The organism is Pristimantibacillus sp. Z349TD_6 (assembly GCF_056173205.1).
This window is the reverse complement of sequence record NZ_CM149662.1, coordinates 5571963-5596781: the sequence shown is the minus strand read 5'-3', so window position 1 is coordinate 5596781 and position 24819 is coordinate 5571963. Positions and strand designations below refer to the sequence as shown.

Here is a 24819-nt window from a genome sequence, read left to right as displayed (position 1 = left end):
GGTGCCAAAGGTAACGGTTTTGATGCCGGTTTATAACGGTGAATTGTTTTTGCGTGAAGCAATCGAAAGCATTTTAAATCAGACATTTCAAGATTTTGAGTTTTTAATTATTGATGATGGATCCAAGGATCAGAGCGCCGCAATCATTGCCTCTTACTCGGATACAAGAATCCGTTTCTTTAGCAATGGATCAAACTACGGACTTATTTTCACGCTGAACAAGGGGCTTGTTCTTGCTCAAGGCGAATATATTGCTAGAATGGATTGTGATGATTTTGCTTTTCCTGATCGTTTGGCTAGGCAGGTTGAGCATATGAATCAATACCCGGATATCGGCCTTTGCGGTACAGCGATAAAATATATGCATACCGATATTTGGGTTAAGCATCCAACCGATCATGAGGACATTAAGGCAGGGCTTTTGTTTTATTGCTCTCTAAATCATCCAACGGTCATGATGCGGAGCTCCGTCGTTAAGAGCTACTCGCTTTATTATGACTATCAGAGTCCCCATACGGAGGATTATGAGCTGTGGACGAGAATGGCGCAATTAACCCGTATCACGAATATACCTGATGTTCTGCTTCATTACCGCATTCATAGTGAGCAAATAGGCGCGAAGCATAATGCGGAACAACAAGTGATCGGGAAAAAAATTGTATTCAATCAGCTGATTCAGATGGGGCTTCTGCCTACGGAGGATGAGCTTAACCTTCATATGGATGTATGCGAGAGACGTTTGCAGGCAACAGACGGTTTTGTTCAAGGGGTGACAAGCTGGTTCGATAAGCTTCGGGCAAAAAATATCGAAACGAACCATTATTCCCAGCAGAGCCTTGAAAATGTGTTGAATTCGTATTTTGCTGAGGTTTCAAGCTATTATCATGCTAATCTGCCAGTTGCCAAACCAGCTCCAAGCATAAGAAGAACGAAGCCGTTAAGAAGAAACGGACGTAAAAGGTTAGGAAAAAAAACAACCGGCATACGAAGAAAAAAAAGTAGTAAAGACGCATCAAGCAGGAGAGCTGTCAGCCGGAGCAAGCGTAAGGGGAGTGTCCAGCCACGGAAAAAAGGGAGCGCAATAAAAGGAAAGAAGCGGGCATCATAAAAACAAAAGCCACAGCGACTATGGGTAGTCACTGTGGCTTTTGTTTATATAACCGTATTTATTGCTGATCGATATACCATTTCACGGTTTTCTCTAACCCTTCCGGCAGATCCGTCTTCGCCTTGAAGGAGAATAGCTGCTCTGCTTTGGATGTGTCAAGGCATCTTCGAAGCTGCCCGTCGGGTCTGCTTGCATCCCATCGTATATTTCCGGTGTAGCCTGTTTTCTCCGCAATTAAATGAACGAGCTCTTTGATTGAGATTTCGCGGCCTGTGCCAATATTGACAGGCTCTTCGCCATTAAACTGCTCTGCGGCTTGCAGAATAGCTGTTGCAGCGTCCTCCACATATAAAAACTCTCTTGTTGCAATTCCTGTGCCCCAAACCTCAATGTAATCAGCATTCTGTTCTTTCGCCTCTAAGCATTTGCGAATAAGCGCAGGAATGACATGCGAGGTTTCCAGATCAAAGTTATCTCTGGGACCATACAGATTAACGGGTAGAAGGAAGATGGAATTAAAGCCGTATTGCTTGCGATAAGCTTGAGACTGAACGAGCAGCATTTTTTTGGCTAAGCCATAAGGTGCGTTTGTCTCTTCAGGATAGCCGTCCCACAGCTCTTCTTCCTTGAATGGAACATTGGCAAATTTGGGGTAAGAGCAAATTGTTCCGCAGGCTACAAACTTCTCGACACCGTGGAGGCGCGATGCCTCTGCGAGGTGGATGCCCATCGACAGGTTGTCATAAAAAAAAGAACCTGGATTTGCGCGATTGGCTCCAATCCCGCCTACTTTTGCGGCCAAATGAATGACGATATCCGGTTTATAGTCTTGAATAACGGACATACATGCGGCCTGGCTAGTTAAATCATATTGCCGGCTCCTCGGTACAATAACGTCTGCTGCATCGTATTTGGCAAGCAGCTGGGTGACATGCGAGCCTAAGAAGCCGGAGCCTCCGGTGACCATAATTTTTTTCCCTTTCAATTGACTCATTATCAGCCTCCGACCTTTCCTATTTAACCTGAATATATAATTCTACTTATCAGATTATGTAATCGGCTCTTAATGTGAGCATGTCTTTGCCTATTTATAGAATAGAGTTTGAGAAGCTTCCATTACGTCCATACCAATTCGTTTGAGAGACATACTATGTTACTAATTGGGATGATAGGGAAGGGGCAGATGCTTTGAAGATTGCTTTTGTAACAGGGATTACGGGACAAGACGGCGCATATCTAGCTGAATTGCTGTTAGATAAGGGATATATTGTACACGGATTGCAGAGAAGAAGCTCTCTGCCGAATACCGGAAGAATCGACCATTTGTTGAATGATTCCAGCATTAATGAACAAAGATTTTTTCTTCATTATGGAGACCTAACGGATTCTTTAAACATAGTGCGAATTATTGAACAGGTGAAACCGGATGAAATTTATAACTTGGCAGCGATGAGCCATGTTCATGTCAGCTTCGATACGCCAGAGTATACAGCCAACGCAGATGGCATCGGAACACTGCGCATACTGGAAGCTGTACGACTGCTCGGGCTTACGCAAAAAACAAAAATTTATCAAGCCTCAACATCAGAGCTTTACGGGCTGGTTCAACAAATTCCGCAGCATGAGAAAACACCGTTTTATCCTCGCAGTCCTTATGCAGTTGCCAAGTTGTATGCCTATTGGATCACAGTAAACTACCGCGAGGCCTACGGCATGTTCGCGTCCAACGGTATTCTCTTTAATCATGAAAGTCCTTTGCGAGGAGAAACATTCGTTTCACGCAAAATTACGAAAGCAGTGGCACGCATAGCGCATGGATTGCAAGACAAGGTTTACTTAGGAAATTTAAATGCTCAGCGAGACTGGGGACACGCAAGAGATTACGTCGAAGCGATGTGGCTGATTCTTCAGCAGAGCGAGCCGGAAGACTTTGTCATTGCAACAGGATACACGACAGAGGTTAGAGAGTTTGTTCGTCTTGCTTTTGCCGAGATCGGTGTGGAAATAGTATTTAAAGGGGAAAAGGAAGAGGAAGCGGCCTATGTAAAGGCATGCCATAATCCTGCCTATTCGCTTCCGGTCGGCAAGGAGGTTGTTGCCGTGGATGCCAAATATTATCGGCCTACCGAGGTTGAGCTGCTGCTCGGAAGTCCTGAGAAGGCAAAGAAACAATTAGGGTGGACACCTAAATACGACGTTCAAGCGCTTGTTAAAGAAATGGTTATGCAGGATATGAATGCACTAAAAGGAGCGCGAGGCTAATGAAAATAATTTTGCTCTCGGGAGGCTCCGGAAAACGATTATGGCCGCTCTCGAACGGCTCGCGAACGAAACAATTTTTAAAGGTGCTCAAAGGGGAGAACGGCGACCGAGAATCGATGGTTCAAAGGGTGTGGAGACAGCTGCAAGAGGCTGGTCTTGAGGCTTCATCCTATATCGCCACATGCTCCTCTCAGGTGGATTTGATTAGAAGCCAGATTGGCAACCAAGTTCCGATCATCGTGGAACCGGAGAGAAGAGATACCTTTGCGGCTATTGCTTTGGTTTCCGCTTATTTGAATTCAATAGTGAAGGCTTCTAAGGATGAGATCGTATGCGTGCTGCCTGTAGATCCCTATGTGAATGCCGATTTTTTCGAAAAGATCAAAGAATTAGAGCTGGTTTTGAAAGGAACGAATGCGGAGGTTGCCTTAATTGGATCACGTCCGACTTATCCTTCTGAGAAATATGGCTATATGATTCCATCTCCTATGAATCTCGCATCACAAACTAATAATAGCATCGTGATTACAAGCTTTGTCGAGAAGCCAACAGCGCTGATTGCCAAGGGGTTAATAGACAATGGTGCACTATGGAATTGCGGCGTGTTTGCCTTCAAGCTTGATTATTTGCTCTCGCTTCTGCGCGATCGGAATTACCCAACCTCCTATCAACAATTATCCCGCCAATATGCTGCGCTGCCCAAAAACAGCTTTGATTATGAAGTGTTGGAAAAAGCGAAGCAGCTCAGAGCCATCGCATATGAAAATGAGTGGAAGGACCTCGGCACATGGAACACGCTAACGGAGGAAATGGATACGAATGTAATTGGGCAGGGTCTTATAAGCGACGATTCGAACAATACGCATGTGCTTAATGAATTGGATATCTTGGTGACGGTGCTTGGTTTATCGAATATTGTTGTAGCAGCAAGTCCGAATGGCATTCTCGTATCCGATAAATCTGCGAGTCCCCGCATTAAGGAAATGATGCAGCCTATCGATCAGCGATTGATGTACGAGGAGCTCCGCTGGGGCTGGTATCGCATTTTGGACGTGTTTAAGCTGGAAGACAACCGAGAGACGCTCGTGAAAAAAATTGTGGTTCATACAGGGGAGCATTATGTTCCGGGTCCATTGACCTCTCGAAGGGTTATATGGACCGTTCAAGCCGGCAAAGGCGTAGCGATTGTGGATGGCAAGCCGCTAAACGTCGCTCCCGGGGATTGCTTGGAAATGGAGTCGACTACAAGCTACAGCATAGCCGCTTTAACGGAGCTTACTTTAGTGGAAGTACAAATTGAGACGACGAGCGGAATGGACGTATGACATTTAGTAAAAGGATGCTGGTCTTATCCATCATCGACAGCTTGCTGCTCCTCGGAAGCTGGATGTTTGCTTTTTATTTGATTTATGGCGAGCTTCTGCCTCAATTATATTGCTTGGGCACGCTGAATGTTGTAGATAATACGATTAAGGCTGAAGTGCAGCGATTTGTATTCATCTCTACCTAAGCTATGTGGCGGGAGGCATGATCGGCGAGAAAAACGATATCGTTGTCGCGGATATAAGAAAACCTTCAGAAATTGTAGGCATAGCCGATGGAACGGGTGGTATGCTGCCTCCATCCTCAAGCTGAATCGAGAGTGCTTGCATGCAGAAAAACATACATTCCATTGTGGCATTTCGCGCATCCCATTAGGGATGCTTTTTTATTATCGCTGTCGACTTTTCCGTCGTGCTAAAAAAGCGGTGGAAATTTCACTTTTTCATTGACCATGAGGTTAATATCACATAGAGTTAAGTTGTATTTCATTATAAAATGGACAACTTTATTCCAAATATGAGGTGGAAATCGGAACGATGATGAATATGTTTAGTCGCGCTACAATAACCATCCTTCTCCTAACCCTTCTATGGCCAGCGGCAGTATCAAACGCAGCAAGCAATCTGCTTAACAATGCCGGTTTTGAAAATGTTGCGGAGGGAGCGCCTTCAGATTGGACGCATGATGCGTATTTGAAGGAAGAGCAAATTACTTCGTATACGATTGATAATACCGAAGCGCATACAGGAACCTATTCAGCCGTGCTTGAGAACAAGCAAGCTAATCACTCGCGGTGGACACAGACGATAAAAGTAAAACCAAAAACAACATATAAATTTTCTGGGTACGTGAAGACGGAACAAGTAGGCTTGGATGCAACAGGGGCTCTATTTTTCGTTGAAGGCGTAGCAGTAACTTATCCTGAAGTGAAGGATACAAATGGAAAATGGGCATACGTTGAGTTTTATGCGAAGACGGGCCAGGACCAGAAGAGCATTACGTTCAGCGCTAGTTTAGGCGGATACGGGAGCATTAATACCGGGAAAGCCTATTTTGATGACGTCAGTGTAGAGAAAGTATCTAAGGCGCCATCCGGTGCAGAGGTGTTCAGCTTAGTCCCTACGGAGACAAGCCAAGGAACTGAAGCATCGACTTCGGGCGGCTCAGTCCTTCCGCTTATTTTGTTTGGCGCACTGTTTACCTTGTTTTTTGCACTTATCTATAAGAAGCTGTTTCGAGATCGAAGCTGGCTTGACGAGAAACAACATTTACATAAAACCATTCTTGTATTCGTGTTTCTCGGCGCGCTAATTTTGCGGCTTTGGATTGCTGTTTCAAGCAGTGGTTATGCGAATGATATCGCTTTGTTTATGGCTTGGGCTGACCAAGCTGCGAAGCAGGGGCTTTCTGGATTTTACCATTCGGGAATGTTTGTAGATTACCCTCCCGGCTATATTTATATTCTGTATGTATTAGGTTTAATAAAAGATATGCTGTCGCTAGATTCAGGATCAAATGCGGCAATGCTTCTATTTAAGCTCCCGGCGATTTTAGCCGATTTGGCTGCTGCTTATTTCATTGTCCAAATAGGCAAGAAGAAAGCAGGCTATTCGATAGCGTTAGGATTAGCGCTTCTTTTCTTATTCAATCCAGCTATTATTGTGGATTCTGCCGCATGGGGGCAAGTGGATTCAATATTTGCGCTGGCACTCGTGCTGGCTATTCATGGACTGGTCGAAAATAAAATAGAGCGCGCTTCGGTTTTGTTTGCTATTGCAGCGCTTATTAAGCCGCAGGCATTTATATTCATGCCGGTGCTGCTCTTGTGGTTCGTATATCGGAAAGATTGGAAGAAGATTCCGGTCAGCGCATTTTACGGCTTAACTACGTTTATATTGCTCGCTTTGCCTTTCTTCTGGGGCAACAGCGGCTTGTCGGGCCTCATTAAGCTGTATTCAGGAACCTTGTCTTCTTATCCGTATGCGACGCTAAATGCATTCAACTTCTATGCGTTAAGCGATGCGAATTGGAAGCCGATTAAAGATACGTGGCTGCTGTTTTCGTTCAAAACATGGGGGAATATTTTCATTTTTGCAGCCGTAGCGATCTCCGCTTTTTTTGCACTGTTAAAGAGAGACAATGAATCGTCAAAGCGCTCTTATTTTATAGCGATGGTGCTTATCGTTGTCGTATTTATGGGTGTAACGAAGATGCATGAGCGTTATCTGTTTCCAGTAATGCTGCTTGGAATTTTTGCTTTTATACAATCGCTCGATCGCAGGATGTTGATGGTGTATTTCGGATTTAGCTTGACGAGCTTCATCAATATTGCTTATGTGCTTGACTACAGCAAAGTGAGCACGAACGTGCCTTTTAATGGAATTGTTCTATTGTGCTCGTTAGCAAATGTTGGATTGATGCTTTACTTGTTATATATCGGATATGATAATTATGCACGCGGAAGATTGAAGTCTATCGCCCCGCTGCTGGAGGAAGAACGCAAGCAGTCGGATCACAAGATATTAACAGCTTTCAAAGCTGAAGCGATCTCAAGAGTGAAGCAAGAGAATGAACGACTTGTGCGCAAGGATTGGATATGGATGGGTGCGATTACGCTAATTTATGCGGTCGTCGCGCTATTCCAGCTTGGCGAGATGAAGGGGCCGACAACCGCATGGCAGCCTTCGACCGTTGGTCAAAGCTTTTACGTTGATTTGGGCGAGGTTAAGCAGCTTGATCGCATCAACAGCTTTGGCGGAGTTGGAACAGGAAAATACAAATATGAATTTAGTCAAAATGGGACCGACTGGGACAATCTGATAGAGGTCGACAGCAGCCATGTTGCTGTATTTACTTGGAACAGTCAGCCCGCGGCGCTCGCAGCTCGGTATGTGAAGCTTACGACGGTTCAAACAGGCTTCTCTATGCATGAGATGGCTATTTACGAGCAAGGCAACCAAATACCGTTATCAATCGTCGGTATTAATGATGAGCAGGCGAAGGATGCCAAACGAGGCAGCGTACCTTTGCTCTTTGATGAACAGCAGCGCGCGAAATATGAAGCGACTTATATGAACGGATCATATTTTGATGAAATTTATCATGCCCGTACTGCTTATGAGCATATGGAGCATATTGTAGCTTACGAGAATACGCATCCACCGCTTGGCAAAATTATAATTGCGATCGGTATTAAGCTGTTTGGGCTTAATCCGTTTGGCTGGCGTATTGCCGGCACGCTGTTTGGCATTGCAATGCTGCCGTTAATGTATGTATTTGCGAGAAGGCTGTTTAAAACGACTGTTTTTGCTGGTGTGGCGACTGCCTTACTAGCAGCAGATTTTATGCATTTTACGCAGACTAGAATTGCAACAATTGACGTTTACGGCGTGTTTTTCATTATGCTAATGTTTTATTTCATGCACAAATATTATTCCTTAAGCTTCTACAGGGTAAAGCTGAGTGTTACTTTGCTGCCGTTGTTTTTAGCCGGTCTCTTTTTTGGAATCGGTGTAGCTTCCAAATGGATTGTGCTCTATGGGGGCGCAGGCTTAGCTATTATGCTCGGTTTATCTTTATTTGATCGTTATAAGGAGTATGCAGCTGCCAAGCGAGTTCTGAAAGAGAATAAGAAAGAGTCTGGCTTTAGCCAAGACAAGCTGCAGCATATTATAAACGTATTTCCTCGATATACGATCATAACGCTTGCTGTATGTCTCGTATTTTATATCGTTATACCGCTTGCGATTTATGCGTTATCCTACATTCCCGTGCTGACAGTAATGGATGAAGGATATACCTTAAAAAGTCTAGTGGATTATCAGAAGCATATGTTCAGCTATCATAGCAAGCTGGTATCGACGCATCCATTCTCATCCTCATGGTGGGAGTGGCCGTTCATGAAGAGGCCGGTGTGGTATTACTCAGGCGACAATATGGCAGCAGGAATGAAATCCACAATTGTAGCAATGGGCAATCCGCTTATTTGGTGGGCAGGCATTTTTGCGATGGCAGCGACGATATGGATGAGTATCAAGCGGAAAGATAAAGCGATGTATACGATATGGATCGCGTTTCTAGCGCAATATGTGCCTTGGATGCTTGTAACAAGGCTTACGTTCCTTTATCACTATTTTGCAATGGTGCCGTTCATTATTCTGAGCTTGGTCTACATGTTTAAAATAATCGAAGAGAAACGGCCAAACTTTAAGCTGATTCGAAATGTTTTTGTGGCAGTAGCGATATTGTTGTTTGTGATGTACTATCCTGCGCTATCCGGTATGACTGTAAAGACCTGGTATGTAGAGCATGTTCTGCGCTGGTTCCCAAGCTGGTTATTTTAAAATATAAGAAAGTATATCGTTTTCTCATACTGTTCTTATATTTCACCGTCAAAGCTACTTCAGCGTCTAAGGAAGGCGTTTTTGCTTGAAGAAAGGGGTATCTGGATGAAACAATCGGCTGTAAAATACAGTGTTATCGTTCCTATGTACAACGAAGAAGAGGTTATCGAGCATACGTATGAGCGGCTGAAGCTGGTCATGGACAGCACGAACGAGTGTTATGAGCTTATTTTCGTCAATGATGGAAGTAAAGATCGTACGGTCGAATTAGTTTCCATGATCTGCGATTTCGATCCAAATGTCCGAATGATTAATTTTTCACGTAATTTTGGTCATCAAATCGCGATTTCAGCGGGGATGGATTATGCGCAGGGTGATGCGATCGTCGTCATTGATGCGGATCTACAAGATCCTCCAGAGGTCATTATCGATATGATCGCCAAATGGAAGGAAGGCTTTGAGGTTGTTTATGGCAAACGTCTTAAGCGCAAAGGCGAGACGATGTTCAAGAAAATAACCGCTAAGCTGTTTTATCGCACGCTGCGCAGCTTAACGAATGTGGATATTCCCGTAGATACGGGGGATTTCCGTTTGATCGACCGGAAGGTATGCGATGTGCTGCGCGGCTTGAAGGAAAAAAATCGGTTCGTTCGCGGCTTGGTTAGTTGGATCGGTTTCCGTCAGACGATGGTCGAATATGAGCGGGAAGAACGTTTTGCAGGCGAAACCAAATATCCGCTGAAAAAAATGATTTCTTTTGCCATAGACGGAATTACCTCCTTCTCTTATAAACCATTGAAAATTGCCACCTATGTTGGCTTTACATTATCAATTACGAGCTTTTTGTATTTGTTAGTCGTTATATTCCAGAAGCTGTTTACGGGCACCACGATTGCTGGCTGGGCTTCCATTGTGGCAGTTAATCTTTTGTTTAACGGCATTATATTGATGCTCTTAGGCATAATTGGGGAGTATATAGGCCGGATTTATGAAGAATCCAAAAACCGCCCTTTATACATCGTTCGCGAAGCTCAAGGGTTTCCTGCGAAAGAAGACAATCAATCTTCAGAGTCTGCTGAACAAGATCGGGTTAAAAAATATGTCTAACGCAACATCAAAACGAGCAGCTAGAGGATTCATCGCACAATTTGTAAAGTTCAATTTAGTTGGACTTCTTAATACGTTAATCGATTTTCTGATGTTCACACTCCTCATTTGGTTTGGTGCGTATTATTTACTTGCACAGGTGATCGCATACGGAGCTGGAATGATTAACAGCTATGTGCTAAATAGCCGATATACTTTTAGGAAGAGGGAAAATGAAGCTACAAGCCCGCAGCAGCTAAATAGAGGTATGAGATTCATCGTATGGAACGGCATCATACTAGGTATTACTTTACTGCTGCTTATGGCCTTGAACGAGTGGTGGGGTTTGAATGAGGTCGTCTCAAAGCTGATTGTAACGGTGGTAACCGTTGCGCTTAACTTTTACGGAAGCAAGAAATGGGTTTTCGAGGCGAAAGGACCACAGACTGAGGCCAGCTAGCGGAAGGTGGGGAAAAATGAAAAGAATACTCTCTTATGCATTAGTGATTGTAGGTATTCTCATATTGCTCTATCCAAAAGCGAATGAATGGTACGAGAACCGTCAGCAGGATAAGCTGATGGCTACTTGGGATGAGGCGAGCTTTGATGTGAGCGCAGAGCAGCAAGCGCAGCAGCAATATGAGCAATTAACGGATCTTTTCAACGAGCAATCCGCAGCGACCGAGACGCCGATTCAATCACCGACGGATGCAGCTACACCAGAAGCAACCCCTACAGAGGCGCCAAAAGCACAGAAGATTGCACCCATTGCAACGATTAAGATTGATAAAATAAAGCTTAAGCTTCCTGTCGTTGAGGGAGCCACCCAGAAGAATATGAAATCGGCTACTGCTCACTTAAAGGAAACAACTGCAATAGGCAAAGTCGGCAACGCAGCTATAGCCGGCCATCGGATGCGCTCTAAAGGAAGGCTGTTTAATCGGCTTGGGGAAGTTGAGGTCGGAGATAAAATCGTCGTGGATACAAAAGATGAAAGCTTCACATATACCGTTTATAAAGTATCCATTGTAGATCCGACAGACGTATCTGTTCTTAATTACAACAATAAAGATAAGCTGCTGACTTTGATCACCTGTGATCCCATAGTAAACCCCACGCATCGGCTCATCATTCATGCAAAAATATAATGGGCAGCAGAGCCCATTTTCCCTTCATAACAGCACCAATGGTATCGCCCCTTCATAGTATAAGTTGACTGTATCCCTTAACCTTGTTAAACCATAAAAACCCGCGCAAGGAGGGGTGACAAACATTGAAGGGTAGCGACCATAAGAGCAAGTTTTTATTGACGCATCGTGAACGCGAGGTATTCGAGCTGTTAGTACAGGACAAGACAACAAGAGATATTGCACAACAACTATTCATCAGCGAGAAGACCGTCCGCAACCATATTTCTAATGTCATGCAAAAGCTGAACGTAAAAGGTCGTTCACAAGCGGTTGTCGAGCTAATCAAGCTTGGTGAATTACAAATCTAACATAGCAACCTAATCGGACGGCACTGTGACAAGGTGCTGTCTTATTTTTTGATTTAATAGTTGCATGGATTTGGACAATGGGAGATGATTTTTTATGCTAAAATAAATACATAAATGACAGTAGGAGGGATGTAACGATGAAATGGCAGGAAGTCAGAGAATTGTTTCCCGACCAATTTGTTTTGCTTTCCATACTTGAATACAAAATACAAGAAGATAAAAAAATCGTAACGGAAGTTGCGCCAATAAAGACGATTCCGACGGAAGATGCGAACAAAGCGTTTTTTAGCGCAGAGCCTGGAAGTATTGTTTATCACACATCGAATGAGGATTGTGTAATCCATTTGCGTAAGGACCCGCTATTGCGAGTGAGGCGTGGTTCATGAAGATGAATGATGACGGACAGCTCCTAACCACTAAAATCACTCTTTGTTATCGTGGGAAAACGTTACAGATCAGCGATATTATTATAGATACAGGCTCATTACACACGGTTTTCAGCCCTGATATCTTGGATACTATTGGAGTAACATATGAAAAAGGAGACGCCGTTTATGAGGCATATGGCATTGGTGGGACCGTTCCTTTTTATACAAAAGTAATGGACTTTATCCAGCTTGATAATCTTAAAGCAGAGCAAATAGAGGTAGATGTTGGTATGCTTCCCAACTCTCATAAGGGGTTGCTAGGACTGGATATTCTAAAAACACATGGTTTTATTATGGACATGGACAAGCTTGAGCTCTACAAGCCTAATTCTAACTAGCAACCTAATCGGACGGCACTGTGACAAGGTGCTGTCTTATTTTTTTAAAATCGATTAATGGGCAATTATTGAAATTGATTATCTAATTATGGAAAATAAACCAGCTAGGAAAGAGGTATTTGTCGAATCTCGTCGAATAATTAGTAATATCATAAACAAAGAAGGTATCGCTGTGTCGCTTTTACATGTAAAACAAGCTATCCAAAAGAGAAAAGTGAGCCTGACGACGCTAATGATTGGTTTAGTCTCTGTTTCGGTTTTGATCATGTTAACCATTTTGCTTTTTGCATCCTACCAGTCCAAGAAACAAGCGTTGTATGAAACAACACTTACACTTAATCTTTCAACCGCATCAAAAATGAGCATGACAATGGATTCATTATTTGAGTCGATGCGAAGCAGTCTTAAAAACGCGGCAGACTTTTATTCTTTGAATAGTGATATGAAGCAATCAGATTCCGGAAAATATCTTGATCTCATTCGCAATAGCAGCAACTATTTTAATTCGATTGCCGTAGTTGATGAGAATGGTATCATGCGTACACTGTCCCCTTCATCGATTGGCAAGGCAGGCGAGCCTATAAAAACAGCCGCTGCGAAGGAAGCATTGGCCTCACGAAAGCCATATTTGTCAAAGCCTTATACGAGCGCGACAACGAATAATCTCATGGTATTTATTAGTGAGCCTTTGTTTGATCAAAAGGGTGTGTACCGGGGCTATATCGGTGGAAGCCTCTATTTGCAACAAAATAACGTTCTAAATATGATATTCGGTAATGATAACCTTGACCATAACGGTTCCTATTTCTATGTAGTAGGTTCAGATGGCCACTTGGTGTATGATCCTGATAAAAGTCAGATCGGAAAGGATAGTACCTCGAATCTGATCGTTCAGAAGTTGATTAAGGGGCAGAGTGGACAAGAGCTCGCCGTAGATGAAGATGGTGTGAAATGGCTTGCTGGTTACTCCTACGTCCCCGAGAATCAATGGGGGATCGTTGTGCTTTCACCAATAAGTATCGTGAAGGAGCAGTTGAACAATCATATACAAGCGATCCTATTATACACGCTCATACCCTTTATTCTTTTGATGCTCGTGACGACCTTTCTTGCCCGCCGATTGGCTAAACCTTTTGTAACGCTTGCGAATATCGTCAGCAAAATGGGGAAAGAAGAAGTTTCCATACCCGCCATGAAGCATCATTGGAACAGAGAAGCGGATTTATTAACGAGCACGGTCATACTTGCTATGAACGGTATTAAAACGGAAACCGATCGGTTGACACAAGCGGCTATGACGGATGCTTTGACCGGATTAAATAATAGAAGAACGTTAGAAACGATTATGAAAAAATGGATAGAAGAAAAGAAGCCTTACTCCATTGTCGTCCTGGATATTGATCGCTTTAAAACCATTAATGATACATATGGGCATCAGGAAGGTGACAGAGTGCTTCAGCATTTGGCTGACATTGTCAGGTTTTCTGTAACATCTGATGACCTTTGCAGCCGTTATGGAGGGGAAGAGTTCGTTGTCCTGCTGCCGAATGCCGCGCCGGATGCTGCCTTTGAAACGGCTGAGCGAATTCGTACAACGATGGCAAGCAGCGAAAATCATCTGAAGCAGATGGTTACCGTTTCGCTTGGCGTAGCTCAGTTTCCTTCCCATGCACAAACAGCAGATGAATTATTTTCACTTGCAGATCAAGCACTATATAAGGCCAAGCACGCTGGAAGAAACCAGACGGTAATGGCTGACTAATATGCCGCCTCTGAAATATCTGATTATTATCAATTATTGATGTACTGAAAAGGATTAAGCTAATGAAACCAGACCTAGTGTATACAAAAAAAAGAATGATTTATTTTATCGTTTTATCCATTGCAATCATAAGTATGCTTGTCGGACTTAAACTCATCTCCACCTATCACTATACAACGAAGTCAGCGGAGATCACGCTGGCGAAGCAGTATACGGAAATCGCTACGGATGCAGCAAATGGTTTAGATAAAGTTGCTTATAAGCAATTTCTACTAACGAAAACGGATGATGAGAATCGTAAAAAAATAAAGCTGTATTTGGAGGAGTATCGGAAACGTATAAATGCGCTCTATATTTATATTCTGCTTTTAGATGATACCGATGTTTCCAAAGTAATGGTTAACGCATTTCCGTCTCATATAAAAGATATACCGATTGGTTTTCCTTGTACCGTTCCTTCTAATCAAGTGGAGATGGCTAAAAGAGGGTTAAAATATTCCACAGGAGTGTTACATGATAGGATAAGCGAATCCTATATGTCCGTCGGGGTTCCATTCTTTGATGAGGATGGCACGGTGCTTGGTGTTGTGGGGATCGATATCGCTGCGAAGGATTTAGGCCATGTGGGCAAGTATGTTGTCCAAAATAATATGTTTATTTTCGGAGTGGATGTCCTGTTTGCTTTATTGCTGCTAGCTGGTGTCTATGTGCTTAACAAATGGTACAAAGCCAGGCTTCATCAGGACATGCGTGAATCTGAGAAGGTATACATTTCCGAGTTGGGCAAAATTGTAGAGACCATCAAATCAAGTCGTCATGATCTTATGAATCATCTCCAGGTGTTGAATGGATTAATGGACATCCGAAGGTATGATAAGGCACATGATTATTTAAAACAGCTAACCGAGGAATCCAAAACGCTAAACCTGTCGCTGCATATAAAAAATCCGATTTTAATGGTGCTGTTCCAGAGCAAGAGGGAGCTGGCGCATTCGAAAAATATAATTATAAGCTTCGCTACAGATTATGATGCATTCGATAAAATAGAATCGATGGACTTAGTCAAATTATTTTCTAATTTGTTGGATAATGCGATTGAAGCGGTGGAATCAAATGCTGGGTATATAACGCAGGAGATTCAAGTGCAATGTAAAGCGGAACATGGAAAATATATATTTATAATCGAGAATCCAGCCGTGCTTACGGATGAGGAGCAGAAGAGCTTCTTCCAATATGGTTTTACTACGAAAGCAAAGGGTTCTGTCTTACGAGGAAACGGTCTCTCTATAGTAAGGAGAACGGTGGAGAAATATAAGGGTGAGCTTAAATTTCAATATGAAGAAGGCAAGGTTCGTATTCAAATCCGAATCTAAATAAAAGAGGCTGTACCGCATTCTGATGCAGTACAGCCTCTTTTGCAGAAATTTTATACTATTCCAGAAACATGCTGCTCCACATAGGCTTTAACCTCTTCAGCTGAGCCTAGTGCTAGAACGGCCTGCGTTATCTGCTTCATTTCCTGCTGAGATAGATTTGCGAGCAAAGCGCGAGCAGGAAGTATTGCACTTGCGCTCATACTAAACTCGTCTAAACCTAGACCGAGCAGGATCGGCAGTGCATGCTTCGAGCCCGCCATTTCACCGCACATCCCCACCCATTTGCCATGAGCATGAGCGGCTGCAATAACACGATTAATGAGCTGTAAAATAGCTGGATGAAGCGGGTCGTTTAGATAGGAAAGCTTAGGATTCATACGATCTGCAGCAAATGTATACTGAACTAAATCGTTTGTTCCGATACTGAAGAAATCAACTTCCTTGGCGAATAAATCCGCTAGTAGAGCCGCTGCTGGAATTTCGATCATGATGCCGGCTTCGATCCCAGCGTTAAAGGGAATACCTGCTTTGGTCAGTTCCTGCTTTGTTTCTTCCAGCATAGCTTTAGCTTGGCGCCATTCACCCAGTGTAGCAATCATAGGGAACATAATTTTTAAGTTGCCGTATGCGCTGGCCCGCAAAATCGCCCGAAGTTGTGTCTTGAACATATCCGGTCGATCCAAGCAGATACGAATGGCACGGTAACCAAGGAAGGGGTTGTCTTCCTTAGGCAGGTTGAGGTAATCAATTTCCTTGTCTCCGCCAATATCTATCGTTCGGATGACGATATGCGAATTGCCTCCAAACGCTTCTGCTGCTTTGCGATAAGCTTCAAACTGTGTATCCTCGGAGGGCAGCCCAGCTGTGTCCATATATAGAAACTCGGTACGAAAGAGTCCGATGCCTTCAGCTCCTGCCGCAGCGGCAAGCTCTGCATCCTTAACTAAGCCGATATTAGCTACAAGCTCAACCTGTACGCCATCGCTGCTTACGGAAGGCTGATTCATAAAGGTTTGATAAAATTGCTTGCTTTCAAGCTGCTGCTTTTGCAATTGTGAATATCGAGTTAACGTTTCATTATCCGGGTCCACGTAAATATGACCATCTGTCCCGTCAATAATGACGGTTTGGCCGTTTTTCACTGCCTGCTCCATGGAACTGCCGATTCCGACAATAGCAGGAATGCCGATAGACCTTGCAATAATGGCAGAGTGGGAAGTGCGCCCGCCTGCTTGCGTTGCGAAGCCAATCACTTTGCTTGGATCGAGCTGAGCCGTATCCGAAGGTGTTAAATCTTCTGCAAACAAAATGATAGAACCTGACTCATCATTCAAGGATGTTGATGAAATGCCTTGCAGCTTGTGTAATACACGTAGGCTTACGTCACGAATATCGGCTGCTCTTTCCTTCAAATAGGGATCATCCAGCCCTCCAATCATTTCTGCAATCTCTTCAGAGGTGTTGAAAAAGACGAATTCTACATTGATCCGTTCGGATCTGACGATCTCTTTCGAGCGATCGATGAGCTCTTCATCCTCGAGCAGCATCAGATGCGCTTCAAATATTTCTGCCTCATGCTCTTTGTTCTGAGCAATCAGCTTGGCATGGATGGCTTCAAGCTCTTCATGAGTTGAAGCAATTGCAGCTTCAAAACGTTTAATTTCATCGTCCAATTGATTGTCTTCCAAGTGAACCTTCTCGATCTGGAGAGGTTTTGTTGACAATACTTTAGCTACGCCGATCGCATATCCAGGAGATGCGGCAATTCCTTGAAGCATCATCTCTTATTGCCCCTTTTCTGCATGCGCCTCAATAGAGACAAGAATCTCTCCGATAGCTGCTACAACAGCCTCAGCGTGCTCACCCTCAGCAGAAACGGCAATGCTGTCTCCAAGTTTTGCCCCAACGGAGATGACATGAACTAGACTTTTGGCATTGAAGCTTTTGCCATCCTTCTCTAGTGTAACTGTTCCTGTGAATGCCTTTGCTGCTTCAACGATCTTGCGTGCTGGTCTTGCATGTATGCCAAATGGATTTTGTATAACAAAGCTGTTTTTCATCGTTTTTCACTCCTATTATGGTTGTTGTTACATTATTTTTTTGATTTCGTCTTTCAACTGTTCGGACTGCGTGCCGAATATAACTTGCACGGCGCCTTTGCCTAAACGGATAATGCCTGCTGCGCCCATGCCCTTGAGCTGTGTATCATTGACAATCGATTCATCCTTCACGACTAAGCGAAGACGTGTAATACAAGCATCTAGACCGACGATATTTGAAGATCCGCCGAGCGCATGCAGCACATTTTCTGCTTTACTGCCAGATGCGGCTGCAGTCTTTTCTTTGTTATCGGCTTTGTCCTCGGCTGTCTCATCTTCGCGACCTGGCGTCTTAATATTGAATTTGACGATGATAAAGCGAAATAAGAAATAATACACGACGGCAAAGGCAAGGCCCACCGGAATAATAAGCAGCGGATTCGTTGCGAGCTGATAATTGATCGCATAATCAATAAAGCCTGCTGAGAAGCCAAACCCATGCCTAACCTCCAGCTGGTAGAGGATGAAGCCGGATAACCCCGTTAAAATGGCATGAATGACAAATAGAAACGGTGCTGCGAACATAAAAGCAAATTCAAGCGGTTCTGTAATTCCTGTCAGGAATGAAGCAAATGCCGTACCAATAAATATGGAAGCAACGAGCTTGCGCTTCTCTTTGCGAGCTGTGTGGATAATCGCAAGCGCGCCTGCTGGCAGTGCAAACATCATAATCGGGAAAAAGCCAGTCATAAACATGCCCGCTGTTTTGTCTCCAGCGAAAAAGCGATACAAGTCACCGTGCACAACTTTGCCTGTTGCATCTGTATAATCACCGATTTGGAACCAAGCGATGGAATTAATAACATGATGCAAGCCGGTAGGAATAAGCAGTCGGTTTGCTGTAAGAAAAACGAAGGAGCCGATTCCACCAAAACCAACGACCCAGCGGCCAAAAGTATCCAGCGCCATTTGAACAGGACCCCAAACAAGACCGAGCAAGAGAGCAACGATAACCATAACGAGCGAGGTTATGATAGGGACAAATCGTTTGCCGCTGAAGAAGCCAAGCCAGTCGGGCAGCTTAATCGTATGGAATCTTTTATATAAGTACGCTGAAATCAAACCAGCAATAATACCGCCAAGGACGCCCATGTTGAGTTCAACATCTTTTCCAACGATGTTGGTAAAGACGAGCGGCACTTTAATTTGAACGGTTACAAGTACTTGGTACGCGATAACGGCAGCCAGTGCGGCAACTGCATCACCAGCAAGTCCAATGGCAACACCGACGGCAAATATGAGCGGTAAGTTATCGAAAATTGCGGCGCCGCCAGCAGCAAGAAACGGTGCGATGTATTGATTAATAAACTCTCCTGCGCTACCCATGTGAAAGTCTTTTACATAGTCAATATTACCGAAACGAAGCAGGATGGAAGCCGCTGGAAGAGCGGCGACTGGAAGCATTAATGCTTTACCTATTTTTTGTAGGAAGGCCAGCATAGTTATTCGTCCTCTTTTCTTATGCAAGTGTAGTGGTGCTTCTTTAGCCGTTCATAGCTGCCTTGAGCAGAAGCTCCTTGCCAGCTGTGACAGAACCGCTGGTGATCAAATGCTCCAACTGCTTCACATCATCCTCGTTTGCGACAACGATAGGTGTGATGGATGGATAACCTGCAGCTTCGATTTTGGCGCGATCAAATGTTATAAGTGCATCACCGGCTTGAAAGGTGTCACCTGAAGCTACATGAGCCTCAAAACCATCGCCATTTAGAGCTACAGTATTGATGCCGATGTGAATGAGAAGCTGCAGGCCTGATGCATGCTCAATAATAATGGCATGATTGGTATGAATAAGATGAGATACAGTACCATCGAAAGGTGCGACGATTGTCCCTTCAGACGGCTCAATTGCAAGTCCGTCACCCATATGTTTGCCTGCGAAAGCTTCATCAGGAACAGCGGTTAACGGTACGACCTTTCCTGACAAGGGTGCTGATACTTCAATTGTTTTTTGTTTTGACTTTCCAAAAAGTTTAGATAGCATAATAATATCCTCCTAGTGTTGGTCTGCTTGTTTAATAAGTTGCCCTACCGGTACATTGTGAATTCCAGAATAAACATGAAACGATAAAAACCCTATTTCTTCTTCCGGGATGCCAACATGGAATTGCTCACTAATCCACTCAGCCAATTTGGCGGCAATTTCGAACTCTAAAGGAAAGCTCTGTTTCGTCTCGTTTAGAAAGGGATTAACAATATCCATGCCATTGTGAAGTCGATAAACAGCAAATTGGATGTGGCTCGGCAGTGTGAAATATAGTTTCGGGTTTACTTCGACACCCGTTTTCTGTTTGATGTAATCGGCTATTCGCTCTGTCATATCAATGATGGTTGGATCGATTTCTTCAAGATACGTGTGATATTTCTTCATTTGTTCGGAATCGTCCAAACGAAATCGTTTTTCTATTCGGTTATCGGTTCGATCAATAATTTGTCCGGCTTTAAGACTGAACCCTAATCCTTTGCCAAAAATGACGTATTCTTTCTCCGTTTGCACATCAATTGTTAATAACACATTGTTGCCGATTGCGCGTTCAACCCGAAAGGCGCGAGCCATACTTGAAATCCCTCCTTTGTCATTAAGGTGCCCATCTGGCAAAAAAAAGAGCCAAGAAAAGAAAACCGTTCTAAAAGGAAATTAGAAGGTAATCTGTTCTTGGCTCATGCCTCTTTTAGTGAGTAACACGCCAATTCCATATGATTGATCGTTTTAATCGATAAAATGATGTTTAACACCATTCATTTGAATATTAACATCATAAGAATGTAAAACGCTTTCGTCAAGAGGATATTCACTTGAAAAATATCACTTTCATCATTTTCAATAACCGTCAGTGGAATGACCGAGCTCCTCAGAAAGCTCCATCCCTTCGTTTGCAGGCGTTGTTCCAACGTGTTTTGAGCTGTTGCCGAGCTTATCGGTTGTCTGTAGTCCTTCCTTCACACGTTTGCCATATTCGGGATCCGCTTCTGTAAAATGTTGAATCATTTGATCACGAATAACTGTGCTGCATGTGCTAAGTGCATCTACCAAATTTTCGATGAGCTCATCCTTCTCCCAGTCCTCGAATTTGCGATAGGTCTCCCCAGCTTGTTTGAAATTGTTTTGGCGATCGATAGGCTGTTTTACAAGTTTTGCGGAATAGGAGGGCTCATGAGGCTCACCCGGCTTTGGGGCTTCCGTTAATCCGCCCATTGTAGACGGCTCATAATTGACATGCGGATTTTGGCCTGGTGCAATATCAATATAGAAAGCCATTTGTCCGTCACGCTGATTGGTGGCGACACGTTTCTTCGGTGCGTTGATCGGCAATTGAAGGTAGTTGGAGCCGACGCGGTGGCGCTGAGTATCAGAATAGGAAAACGTCCGGCCCTGCAGCATCTTATCGTCAGAGAAATCTAGACCATCTACGAGTACGCCTGTGCCAAAGGCCGCTTGCTCGACTTCTGCAAAGTAGTTTTCCGGGTTCTTGTTTAAGACCATCTTCCCAACGGGCAGCATCGGGAACAATTCAGGGTCCCAAAGCTTTGTGTCGTCCAGCGGGTCAAAATCAAGCTCTTCATGCTCGTCATCACTCATCCACTGCACTTGTAATTCCCAAGCTGGAAATTCACCACGTTCGATGGCTTCATACAAATCTTGGGTTCCGTGATTGAAATTTTTCCCTTGGATTTGCTCTGCTTCACTTTGTTTTAAGTTGCGAATGCCTTGAAGCGGCTCCCAATGGTATTTGACGAGTACGCCTTCGCCTGCGGCATTAACCCATTTGTATGTATTGACGCCGGAGCCCTGCATTTGCCTATAGTTTGCGGGTATTCCCCAAGGCGAGAACAAAAAGGTAATCATATGGGTAGCTTCCGGCGATTGAGATACAAAATCAAAAAAACGTTCCATACTTTGTACATTGGTGACTGGGTCGGGCTTGAATGCATGAACCATATCAGGAAATTTCATCGCATCCCGTATGAAAAATATTTTCAGATTGTTGCCGACAAGATCCCAGTTGCCATCTTCAGTATAAAACTTGGTAGCGAACCCGCGCGGATCGCGCAGCGTTTCTGGTGAATGGCCTCCGTGAATAACGCTAGAAAAACGAACGAATACGGGCGTACGCTTGCCCGGCTCTTGAAATAGTTTGGCTCTCGTATATTTTGCAATGGGCTCTTCGCCAAGCTTGCCGTAAGCCTCGAAATAACCGTGCGCACCTGCGCCGCGGCCGTGCACAACACGTTCTGGAATACGTTCTCTGTCAAAATGAGATATTTTCTCGATGAAATGATAGTTCTCCAGTGTCGACGGACCACGATTGCCAACAGTACGAATATTTTGATTGTCTGAGATAGGGTGACCTTGCCGATCAGTTAATGTCGAATCTGGTGTCTCATTCGTCGCCATGATGTTTTCATCCTCCAATTTAATGCAATTGATATTTCTAGCGTATAGTTTAAGTCATACAAGTTTTTATTATTCATACATTAGATATAGTAATGAAATGCTATTTTTGCTCGAAAAATGTGAAGATTATGGTATGATAGAACCATATTTGTACAATAAATGATGGATTTGCTTACGAATTGAATGTTAATTACAAAGTGTGCAGGAGGACCATATGTTAAAATTTAGTCTTTTAATATTTTTATTTTGGTTGTTTGGCAACCCGTTTATAGCCATTCTTGTCATGCTTCTCCTGCTGTATGTGCTTGATCGTCGTTTTGTCGGGTTAATGCCAAGCATATTTAAACCACTAAAAAGAATATCAAGAATAAAAAAACTGAAACAGCAAATTGATCGGTCGCCAAATGATGTGTCCTCCAAGCATGAGTTGGCTCGTCTTTTAATTGAGAGAAAGAAGTATAAAGAGGCTTTGACATGGCTTGACCCGCTGCAGCCTATGCTTGATGAATCAGCTGAATTTTGGGATGACTTAGGGACTAGTTATTTATATACCGGTGATGAGGAAAATGGGGTTGCAGGCATACTTCGGGGGCTGGAGCTAAATCCACGCGTCAAATACGGTGCACCATACTTGAATCTAGCGGCTCATTTCTCGAATGGCCAAACGGAGCAAGCGCTTAAGCATATCCAATCCTTTCAATCGATAAACTCCTCATCCTGCGAGGCATATGATCAGCTTACTACGATATATAAGAAATTAGGCAATACGGCTGAAGCCAAAAAAGCTATTGAAGAAGGACTTCGAATTTATCGTATGCTTCCTCGTTATAAGAAGCGGCAGGAGCGCAAGTGGGCCGTTCGATTGTTTTTCAAAAAATGGACGGTTTAACCTAGAACGAAATACTAGCGCTTTGGTTGATATTCATGTATTTGTAATCATTTGTTAGTGATTGTCATATTGTCGTTTAGTTTAGGATGATCCATAATGGAAGCTATAATAAATAGAAGGGCAAGATGCTTGAGATGCAACGCAACATTTGGCTTGTGGCGATTAGTATTATCGTCGTTTTAGTTTTATTAAATAATACGGCTTATTATTTTCTCACAAAAAAAACGCTGGAAGATTCCTTTAATGAAGAGCTTCTGACACATGCCAAGCGGCTGGAGATTTCGCTCGAGCAATCCCGCGAAGGCTCGGAACAGTTTCAAAACCAGATTGGACGTGAACTTCGCGCCGCCTCGATTGCAATTCAATATGCGCTTGATCCCGATATTGAGAAAGTAACGACGGAGCAGCTCATGGAGCTGCGCGATAAGCTGGACCTAAGCCACATTACCCTTCTCAAAGAATTGCCTGATGACATTGTTTTATACAAATCATCCAATGCTAAGCAAACCAATATTAGTACAAAAGAATGGAAGCCATGGTACGAGGTGTTCAACCAGCTATTCGAAAACAAAAATGCATCGGTTAATTGGCTTGGACAATCCCTTCCGAACTTCTGGAGCGGACCTTATGAGGTATCGGCAACAAATGTTGATAAGCTTAACAAATGGGGTTACTACTACGACGGAGCTACAAACTATATTATTGATCCTTATGTAGATTATGAGCGACAACAAAAGTATGAGAATGCGACAGGTGTTCACCGCATGATTGAAAATTCAATTCAAAGCAGCGATTCATTGCTTGAAATTGCTTTTATTAATCCGGAGACATTTCCTGATGGGAAAAATACGATTAATCCGCAAGGCGAGGTTCAAGGCCATAAAGTGCAGGAACCGATCTTTTACGGCACGTATAATATTAAATCGAAGCAGGATACGAATTTAGTTCGCAAAGCGTACTTTTCTAAGAAGACGGTCACGTTAAGAGAGAATATCGGCGGCAAAGAGATTTTCAAAATGTATATTCCGGTATTTGTTAATGAGCATGGTATTAATATTACCGATCGTGACGGTCAGCCTATGAATAGCTATGTGCTAATGATGACCTCTGATTATCATGTCATTCAGGATAAGCTGGACGCTCAGTTTCTGAATTTAGGCATTATTATTTTAATTGTCACCTTTTTCAGTTTGTTGATAGCTGTGTTTGCGATGAGATATTACAGGCATTCTCGCGACAAGGTTGTTCGCGTCACGCAGGAGACCTATGTGGACGAGATTAATCAAATGTTTCAGTCTATTCGAGCGCAAAGGCATGATTTCTTGAATCATGTCCAGACCATTCACTCTCTCGCAGAGCTTAACAAATCGCATGAGCTCGTTGCTTATACGAAGGAGCTGACTGGTGATATTCGATTGATGAACGATATTATCAATATTGGCAATCCGGCCATAGCAGCTTTGGTTCGTTCCAAAATCTCGCAAGCGGAAAGCAACAAAATTCAATTCAGCTGCTCCTTTACCGGACTGAATATGCAGGAAATGGGCGTTAGAACGCTAGATGTCAATCGTATGCTTGGCAATTTGATCGATAATGCTTTTGATGAGGTATTGAAATACTCCGAGGATCGGCGCCATGTTACGCTTATCGGCAAACAAACGGCGGACATGCTGGAATTTACGGTAACAAATAATTGTGACGATGCGGAGCTTGCCATTTCGAATCCTATATTTGAAGCAGGTTATTCCACCAAGCAGCAGGATCATCAAGGCTTAGGTTTATCGATTGTAAAAACAATTGCCAAGCAATATAAAGGTGATGTTTATGTGGCAGCAGAGCCGGCTGGGAAATTAACATTTACTGTGAAGATGCCATTATAATATTGTTTTGTGCCTTGCCGAGCGGAGTTCT

Annotated in this window: 22 protein-coding genes; 15 read left to right on the top strand and 7 right to left on the bottom strand. The window is 43.5% G+C overall.

The window, feature by feature from the left end; all coding sequences use genetic code 11:
* The first annotated feature begins 1 nt into the window (after position 1).
* A complete protein-coding gene (locus tag AC0VYE_RS24440) occupies positions 2-1108 on the top strand; it encodes a glycosyltransferase family 2 protein (RefSeq protein ID WP_475443163.1) in 1107 nt (368 codons plus the stop codon).
* A 58-nt stretch (positions 1109-1166) separates the two neighbouring features.
* Here the strand turns inward: AC0VYE_RS24440 and AC0VYE_RS24435 are convergent, their stop codons facing one another.
* A complete protein-coding gene (locus tag AC0VYE_RS24435; RefSeq protein WP_076270228.1) occupies positions 1167-2102 on the bottom strand; it encodes a GDP-L-fucose synthase family protein in 936 nt (311 codons plus the stop codon).
* Between the two features lie 194 nt (positions 2103-2296).
* Between AC0VYE_RS24435 and gmd the strand changes: the two genes are divergently transcribed.
* The 12 genes from gmd (at position 2297) to AC0VYE_RS24375 (ending at position 15521) form a co-directional block, all read left to right on the top strand.
* Positions 2297-3370, top strand: coding sequence for a GDP-mannose 4,6-dehydratase (gene gmd, locus AC0VYE_RS24430; RefSeq protein ID WP_475443162.1), 1074 nt, complete (start codon positions 2297-2299; stop codon positions 3368-3370).
* Complete coding sequence (locus tag AC0VYE_RS24425; protein ID WP_475443161.1) at positions 3370-4695, top strand: sugar phosphate nucleotidyltransferase; 1326 nt, start codon at positions 3370-3372, stop codon at positions 4693-4695. The genes gmd and AC0VYE_RS24425 overlap by 1 nt, the downstream gene beginning before the upstream one ends.
* Positions 4692-4880, top strand: a complete 189-nt coding sequence (locus tag AC0VYE_RS24420) for a hypothetical protein (RefSeq protein ID WP_076270225.1) — start codon at positions 4692-4694, stop codon at positions 4878-4880. The genes AC0VYE_RS24425 and AC0VYE_RS24420 overlap by 4 nt, the downstream gene beginning before the upstream one ends.
* Before the next feature lie 349 nt (positions 4881-5229).
* The gene (locus tag AC0VYE_RS24415) at positions 5230-9036 is read left to right on the top strand and encodes a phospholipid carrier-dependent glycosyltransferase (protein WP_475443160.1); all 3807 of its coding nucleotides are present in this window, start codon (positions 5230-5232) and stop codon (positions 9034-9036) included.
* Positions 9037-9141: 105 nt separating this feature from the next.
* Positions 9142-10143: a glycosyltransferase family 2 protein gene (locus AC0VYE_RS24410; RefSeq protein ID WP_076270223.1), complete on the top strand. Its 1002-nt coding sequence runs from the start codon at positions 9142-9144 to the stop codon at positions 10141-10143.
* Positions 10136-10582 carry a GtrA family protein gene (locus AC0VYE_RS24405; RefSeq protein WP_076270222.1) on the top strand — a complete coding sequence of 149 codons (447 nt, stop codon included), beginning with the start codon at positions 10136-10138 and terminating at the stop codon, positions 10580-10582. The genes AC0VYE_RS24410 and AC0VYE_RS24405 overlap by 8 nt, the downstream gene beginning before the upstream one ends.
* Before the next feature lie 16 nt (positions 10583-10598).
* A complete protein-coding gene (locus AC0VYE_RS24400; protein ID WP_076270221.1) occupies positions 10599-11270 on the top strand; it encodes a class D sortase in 672 nt (223 codons plus the stop codon).
* Between the two features lie 125 nt (positions 11271-11395).
* Entirely contained in the window at positions 11396-11620 is a 225-nt protein-coding gene (locus AC0VYE_RS24395; RefSeq protein WP_006040330.1) for a helix-turn-helix domain-containing protein, read from the top strand.
* Between the two features lie 137 nt (positions 11621-11757).
* A complete protein-coding gene (locus tag AC0VYE_RS24390) occupies positions 11758-12006 on the top strand; it encodes a hypothetical protein (RefSeq protein WP_441885970.1) in 249 nt (82 codons plus the stop codon).
* On the top strand, positions 12003-12386 hold the full coding sequence (locus AC0VYE_RS24385) for an aspartyl protease family protein (protein WP_475443159.1): 384 nt from the start codon (positions 12003-12005) through the stop codon (positions 12384-12386). Before AC0VYE_RS24390 ends, AC0VYE_RS24385 begins: the two co-directional genes overlap by 4 nt.
* A gap of 172 nt (positions 12387-12558) precedes the next feature.
* Complete coding sequence (locus AC0VYE_RS24380; protein ID WP_475443158.1) at positions 12559-14148, top strand: sensor domain-containing diguanylate cyclase; 1590 nt, start codon at positions 12559-12561, stop codon at positions 14146-14148.
* A gap of 62 nt (positions 14149-14210) precedes the next feature.
* Positions 14211-15521, top strand: coding sequence for a GHKL domain-containing protein (locus AC0VYE_RS24375; protein WP_076270218.1), 1311 nt, complete (start codon positions 14211-14213; stop codon positions 15519-15521).
* Between the two features lie 53 nt (positions 15522-15574).
* Here the strand turns inward: AC0VYE_RS24375 and ptsP are convergent, their stop codons facing one another.
* From ptsP to AC0VYE_RS24345, 6 genes are all read right to left on the bottom strand, one after another.
* Positions 15575-17305 (bottom strand): phosphoenolpyruvate--protein phosphotransferase, encoded by a 1731-nt coding sequence (ptsP, locus tag AC0VYE_RS24370; protein WP_475443157.1) that lies wholly within the window; start codon positions 17303-17305, stop codon positions 15575-15577.
* Positions 17306-17308: 3 nt separating this feature from the next.
* The gene (locus tag AC0VYE_RS24365; protein WP_076270216.1) at positions 17309-17584 is read right to left on the bottom strand and encodes an HPr family phosphocarrier protein; all 276 of its coding nucleotides are present in this window, start codon (positions 17582-17584) and stop codon (positions 17309-17311) included.
* 27 nt (positions 17585-17611) lie between these two features.
* Entirely contained in the window at positions 17612-19063 is a 1452-nt protein-coding gene (gene nagE / locus AC0VYE_RS24360; RefSeq protein WP_076270215.1) for an N-acetylglucosamine-specific PTS transporter subunit IIBC, read from the bottom strand.
* Positions 19064-19106: 43 nt separating this feature from the next.
* On the bottom strand, positions 19107-19607 hold the full coding sequence (locus AC0VYE_RS24355) for a PTS sugar transporter subunit IIA (protein WP_475443156.1): 501 nt from the start codon (positions 19605-19607) through the stop codon (positions 19107-19109).
* Positions 19608-19619: 12 nt separating this feature from the next.
* Positions 19620-20180, bottom strand: coding sequence for a PRD domain-containing protein (locus AC0VYE_RS24350; protein WP_076270213.1), 561 nt, complete (start codon positions 20178-20180; stop codon positions 19620-19622).
* Between the two features lie 264 nt (positions 20181-20444).
* Positions 20445-22019, bottom strand: a complete 1575-nt coding sequence (locus AC0VYE_RS24345) for a catalase (RefSeq protein ID WP_475443155.1) — start codon at positions 22017-22019, stop codon at positions 20445-20447.
* Positions 22020-22233: 214 nt separating this feature from the next.
* Here AC0VYE_RS24345 and AC0VYE_RS24340 point away from each other — a divergent pair, with 214 nt between their 5' ends.
* Together AC0VYE_RS24340 and AC0VYE_RS24335 are read left to right on the top strand one after the other, a co-directional pair.
* Positions 22234-22908, top strand: a complete 675-nt coding sequence (locus tag AC0VYE_RS24340; RefSeq protein ID WP_475443154.1) for a tetratricopeptide repeat protein — start codon at positions 22234-22236, stop codon at positions 22906-22908.
* Between the two features lie 125 nt (positions 22909-23033).
* Complete coding sequence (locus tag AC0VYE_RS24335) at positions 23034-24788, top strand: sensor histidine kinase (protein WP_475443153.1); 1755 nt, start codon at positions 23034-23036, stop codon at positions 24786-24788.
* Positions 24789-24819 lie beyond the last annotated feature (31 nt).

What these genes read in the sequence shown, in the direction of transcription:
- AC0VYE_RS24345 (WP_475443155.1), bottom strand. Translation starts at nt 22,019, where the DNA reads ATGGCGACGAATGAGACACCAGATTCGACATTAACTGATCGGCAAGGT.
- AC0VYE_RS24415 (WP_475443160.1), top strand. Translation starts at nt 5,230, where the DNA reads ATGATGAATATGTTTAGTCGCGCTACAATAACCATCCTTCTCCTAACC.
- AC0VYE_RS24385 (WP_475443159.1), top strand. Translation starts at nt 12,003, where the DNA reads ATGAAGATGAATGATGACGGACAGCTCCTAACCACTAAAATCACTCTT.
- AC0VYE_RS24375 (WP_076270218.1), top strand. Translation starts at nt 14,211, where the DNA reads ATGAAACCAGACCTAGTGTATACAAAAAAAAGAATGATTTATTTTATC.
- nagE (WP_076270215.1), bottom strand. Translation starts at nt 19,063, where the DNA reads ATGCTGGCCTTCCTACAAAAAATAGGTAAAGCATTAATGCTTCCAGTC.
- ptsP (WP_475443157.1), bottom strand. Translation starts at nt 17,305, where the DNA reads ATGATGCTTCAAGGAATTGCCGCATCTCCTGGATATGCGATCGGCGTA.
- AC0VYE_RS24420 (WP_076270225.1), top strand. Translation starts at nt 4,692, where the DNA reads ATGACATTTAGTAAAAGGATGCTGGTCTTATCCATCATCGACAGCTTG.
- AC0VYE_RS24405 (WP_076270222.1), top strand. Translation starts at nt 10,136, where the DNA reads ATGTCTAACGCAACATCAAAACGAGCAGCTAGAGGATTCATCGCACAA.
- AC0VYE_RS24365 (WP_076270216.1), bottom strand. Translation starts at nt 17,584, where the DNA reads ATGAAAAACAGCTTTGTTATACAAAATCCATTTGGCATACATGCAAGA.
- AC0VYE_RS24425 (WP_475443161.1), top strand. Translation starts at nt 3,370, where the DNA reads ATGAAAATAATTTTGCTCTCGGGAGGCTCCGGAAAACGATTATGGCCG.
- AC0VYE_RS24350 (WP_076270213.1), bottom strand. Translation starts at nt 20,180, where the DNA reads ATGGCTCGCGCCTTTCGGGTTGAACGCGCAATCGGCAACAATGTGTTA.
- AC0VYE_RS24410 (WP_076270223.1), top strand. Translation starts at nt 9,142, where the DNA reads ATGAAACAATCGGCTGTAAAATACAGTGTTATCGTTCCTATGTACAAC.
- AC0VYE_RS24435 (WP_076270228.1), bottom strand. Translation starts at nt 2,102, where the DNA reads ATGAGTCAATTGAAAGGGAAAAAAATTATGGTCACCGGAGGCTCCGGC.
- AC0VYE_RS24400 (WP_076270221.1), top strand. Translation starts at nt 10,599, where the DNA reads ATGAAAAGAATACTCTCTTATGCATTAGTGATTGTAGGTATTCTCATA.
- AC0VYE_RS24355 (WP_475443156.1), bottom strand. Translation starts at nt 19,607, where the DNA reads ATGCTATCTAAACTTTTTGGAAAGTCAAAACAAAAAACAATTGAAGTA.
- AC0VYE_RS24390 (WP_441885970.1), top strand. Translation starts at nt 11,758, where the DNA reads ATGAAATGGCAGGAAGTCAGAGAATTGTTTCCCGACCAATTTGTTTTG.
- AC0VYE_RS24340 (WP_475443154.1), top strand. Translation starts at nt 22,234, where the DNA reads ATGTTAAAATTTAGTCTTTTAATATTTTTATTTTGGTTGTTTGGCAAC.
- AC0VYE_RS24335 (WP_475443153.1), top strand. Translation starts at nt 23,034, where the DNA reads ATGCTTGAGATGCAACGCAACATTTGGCTTGTGGCGATTAGTATTATC.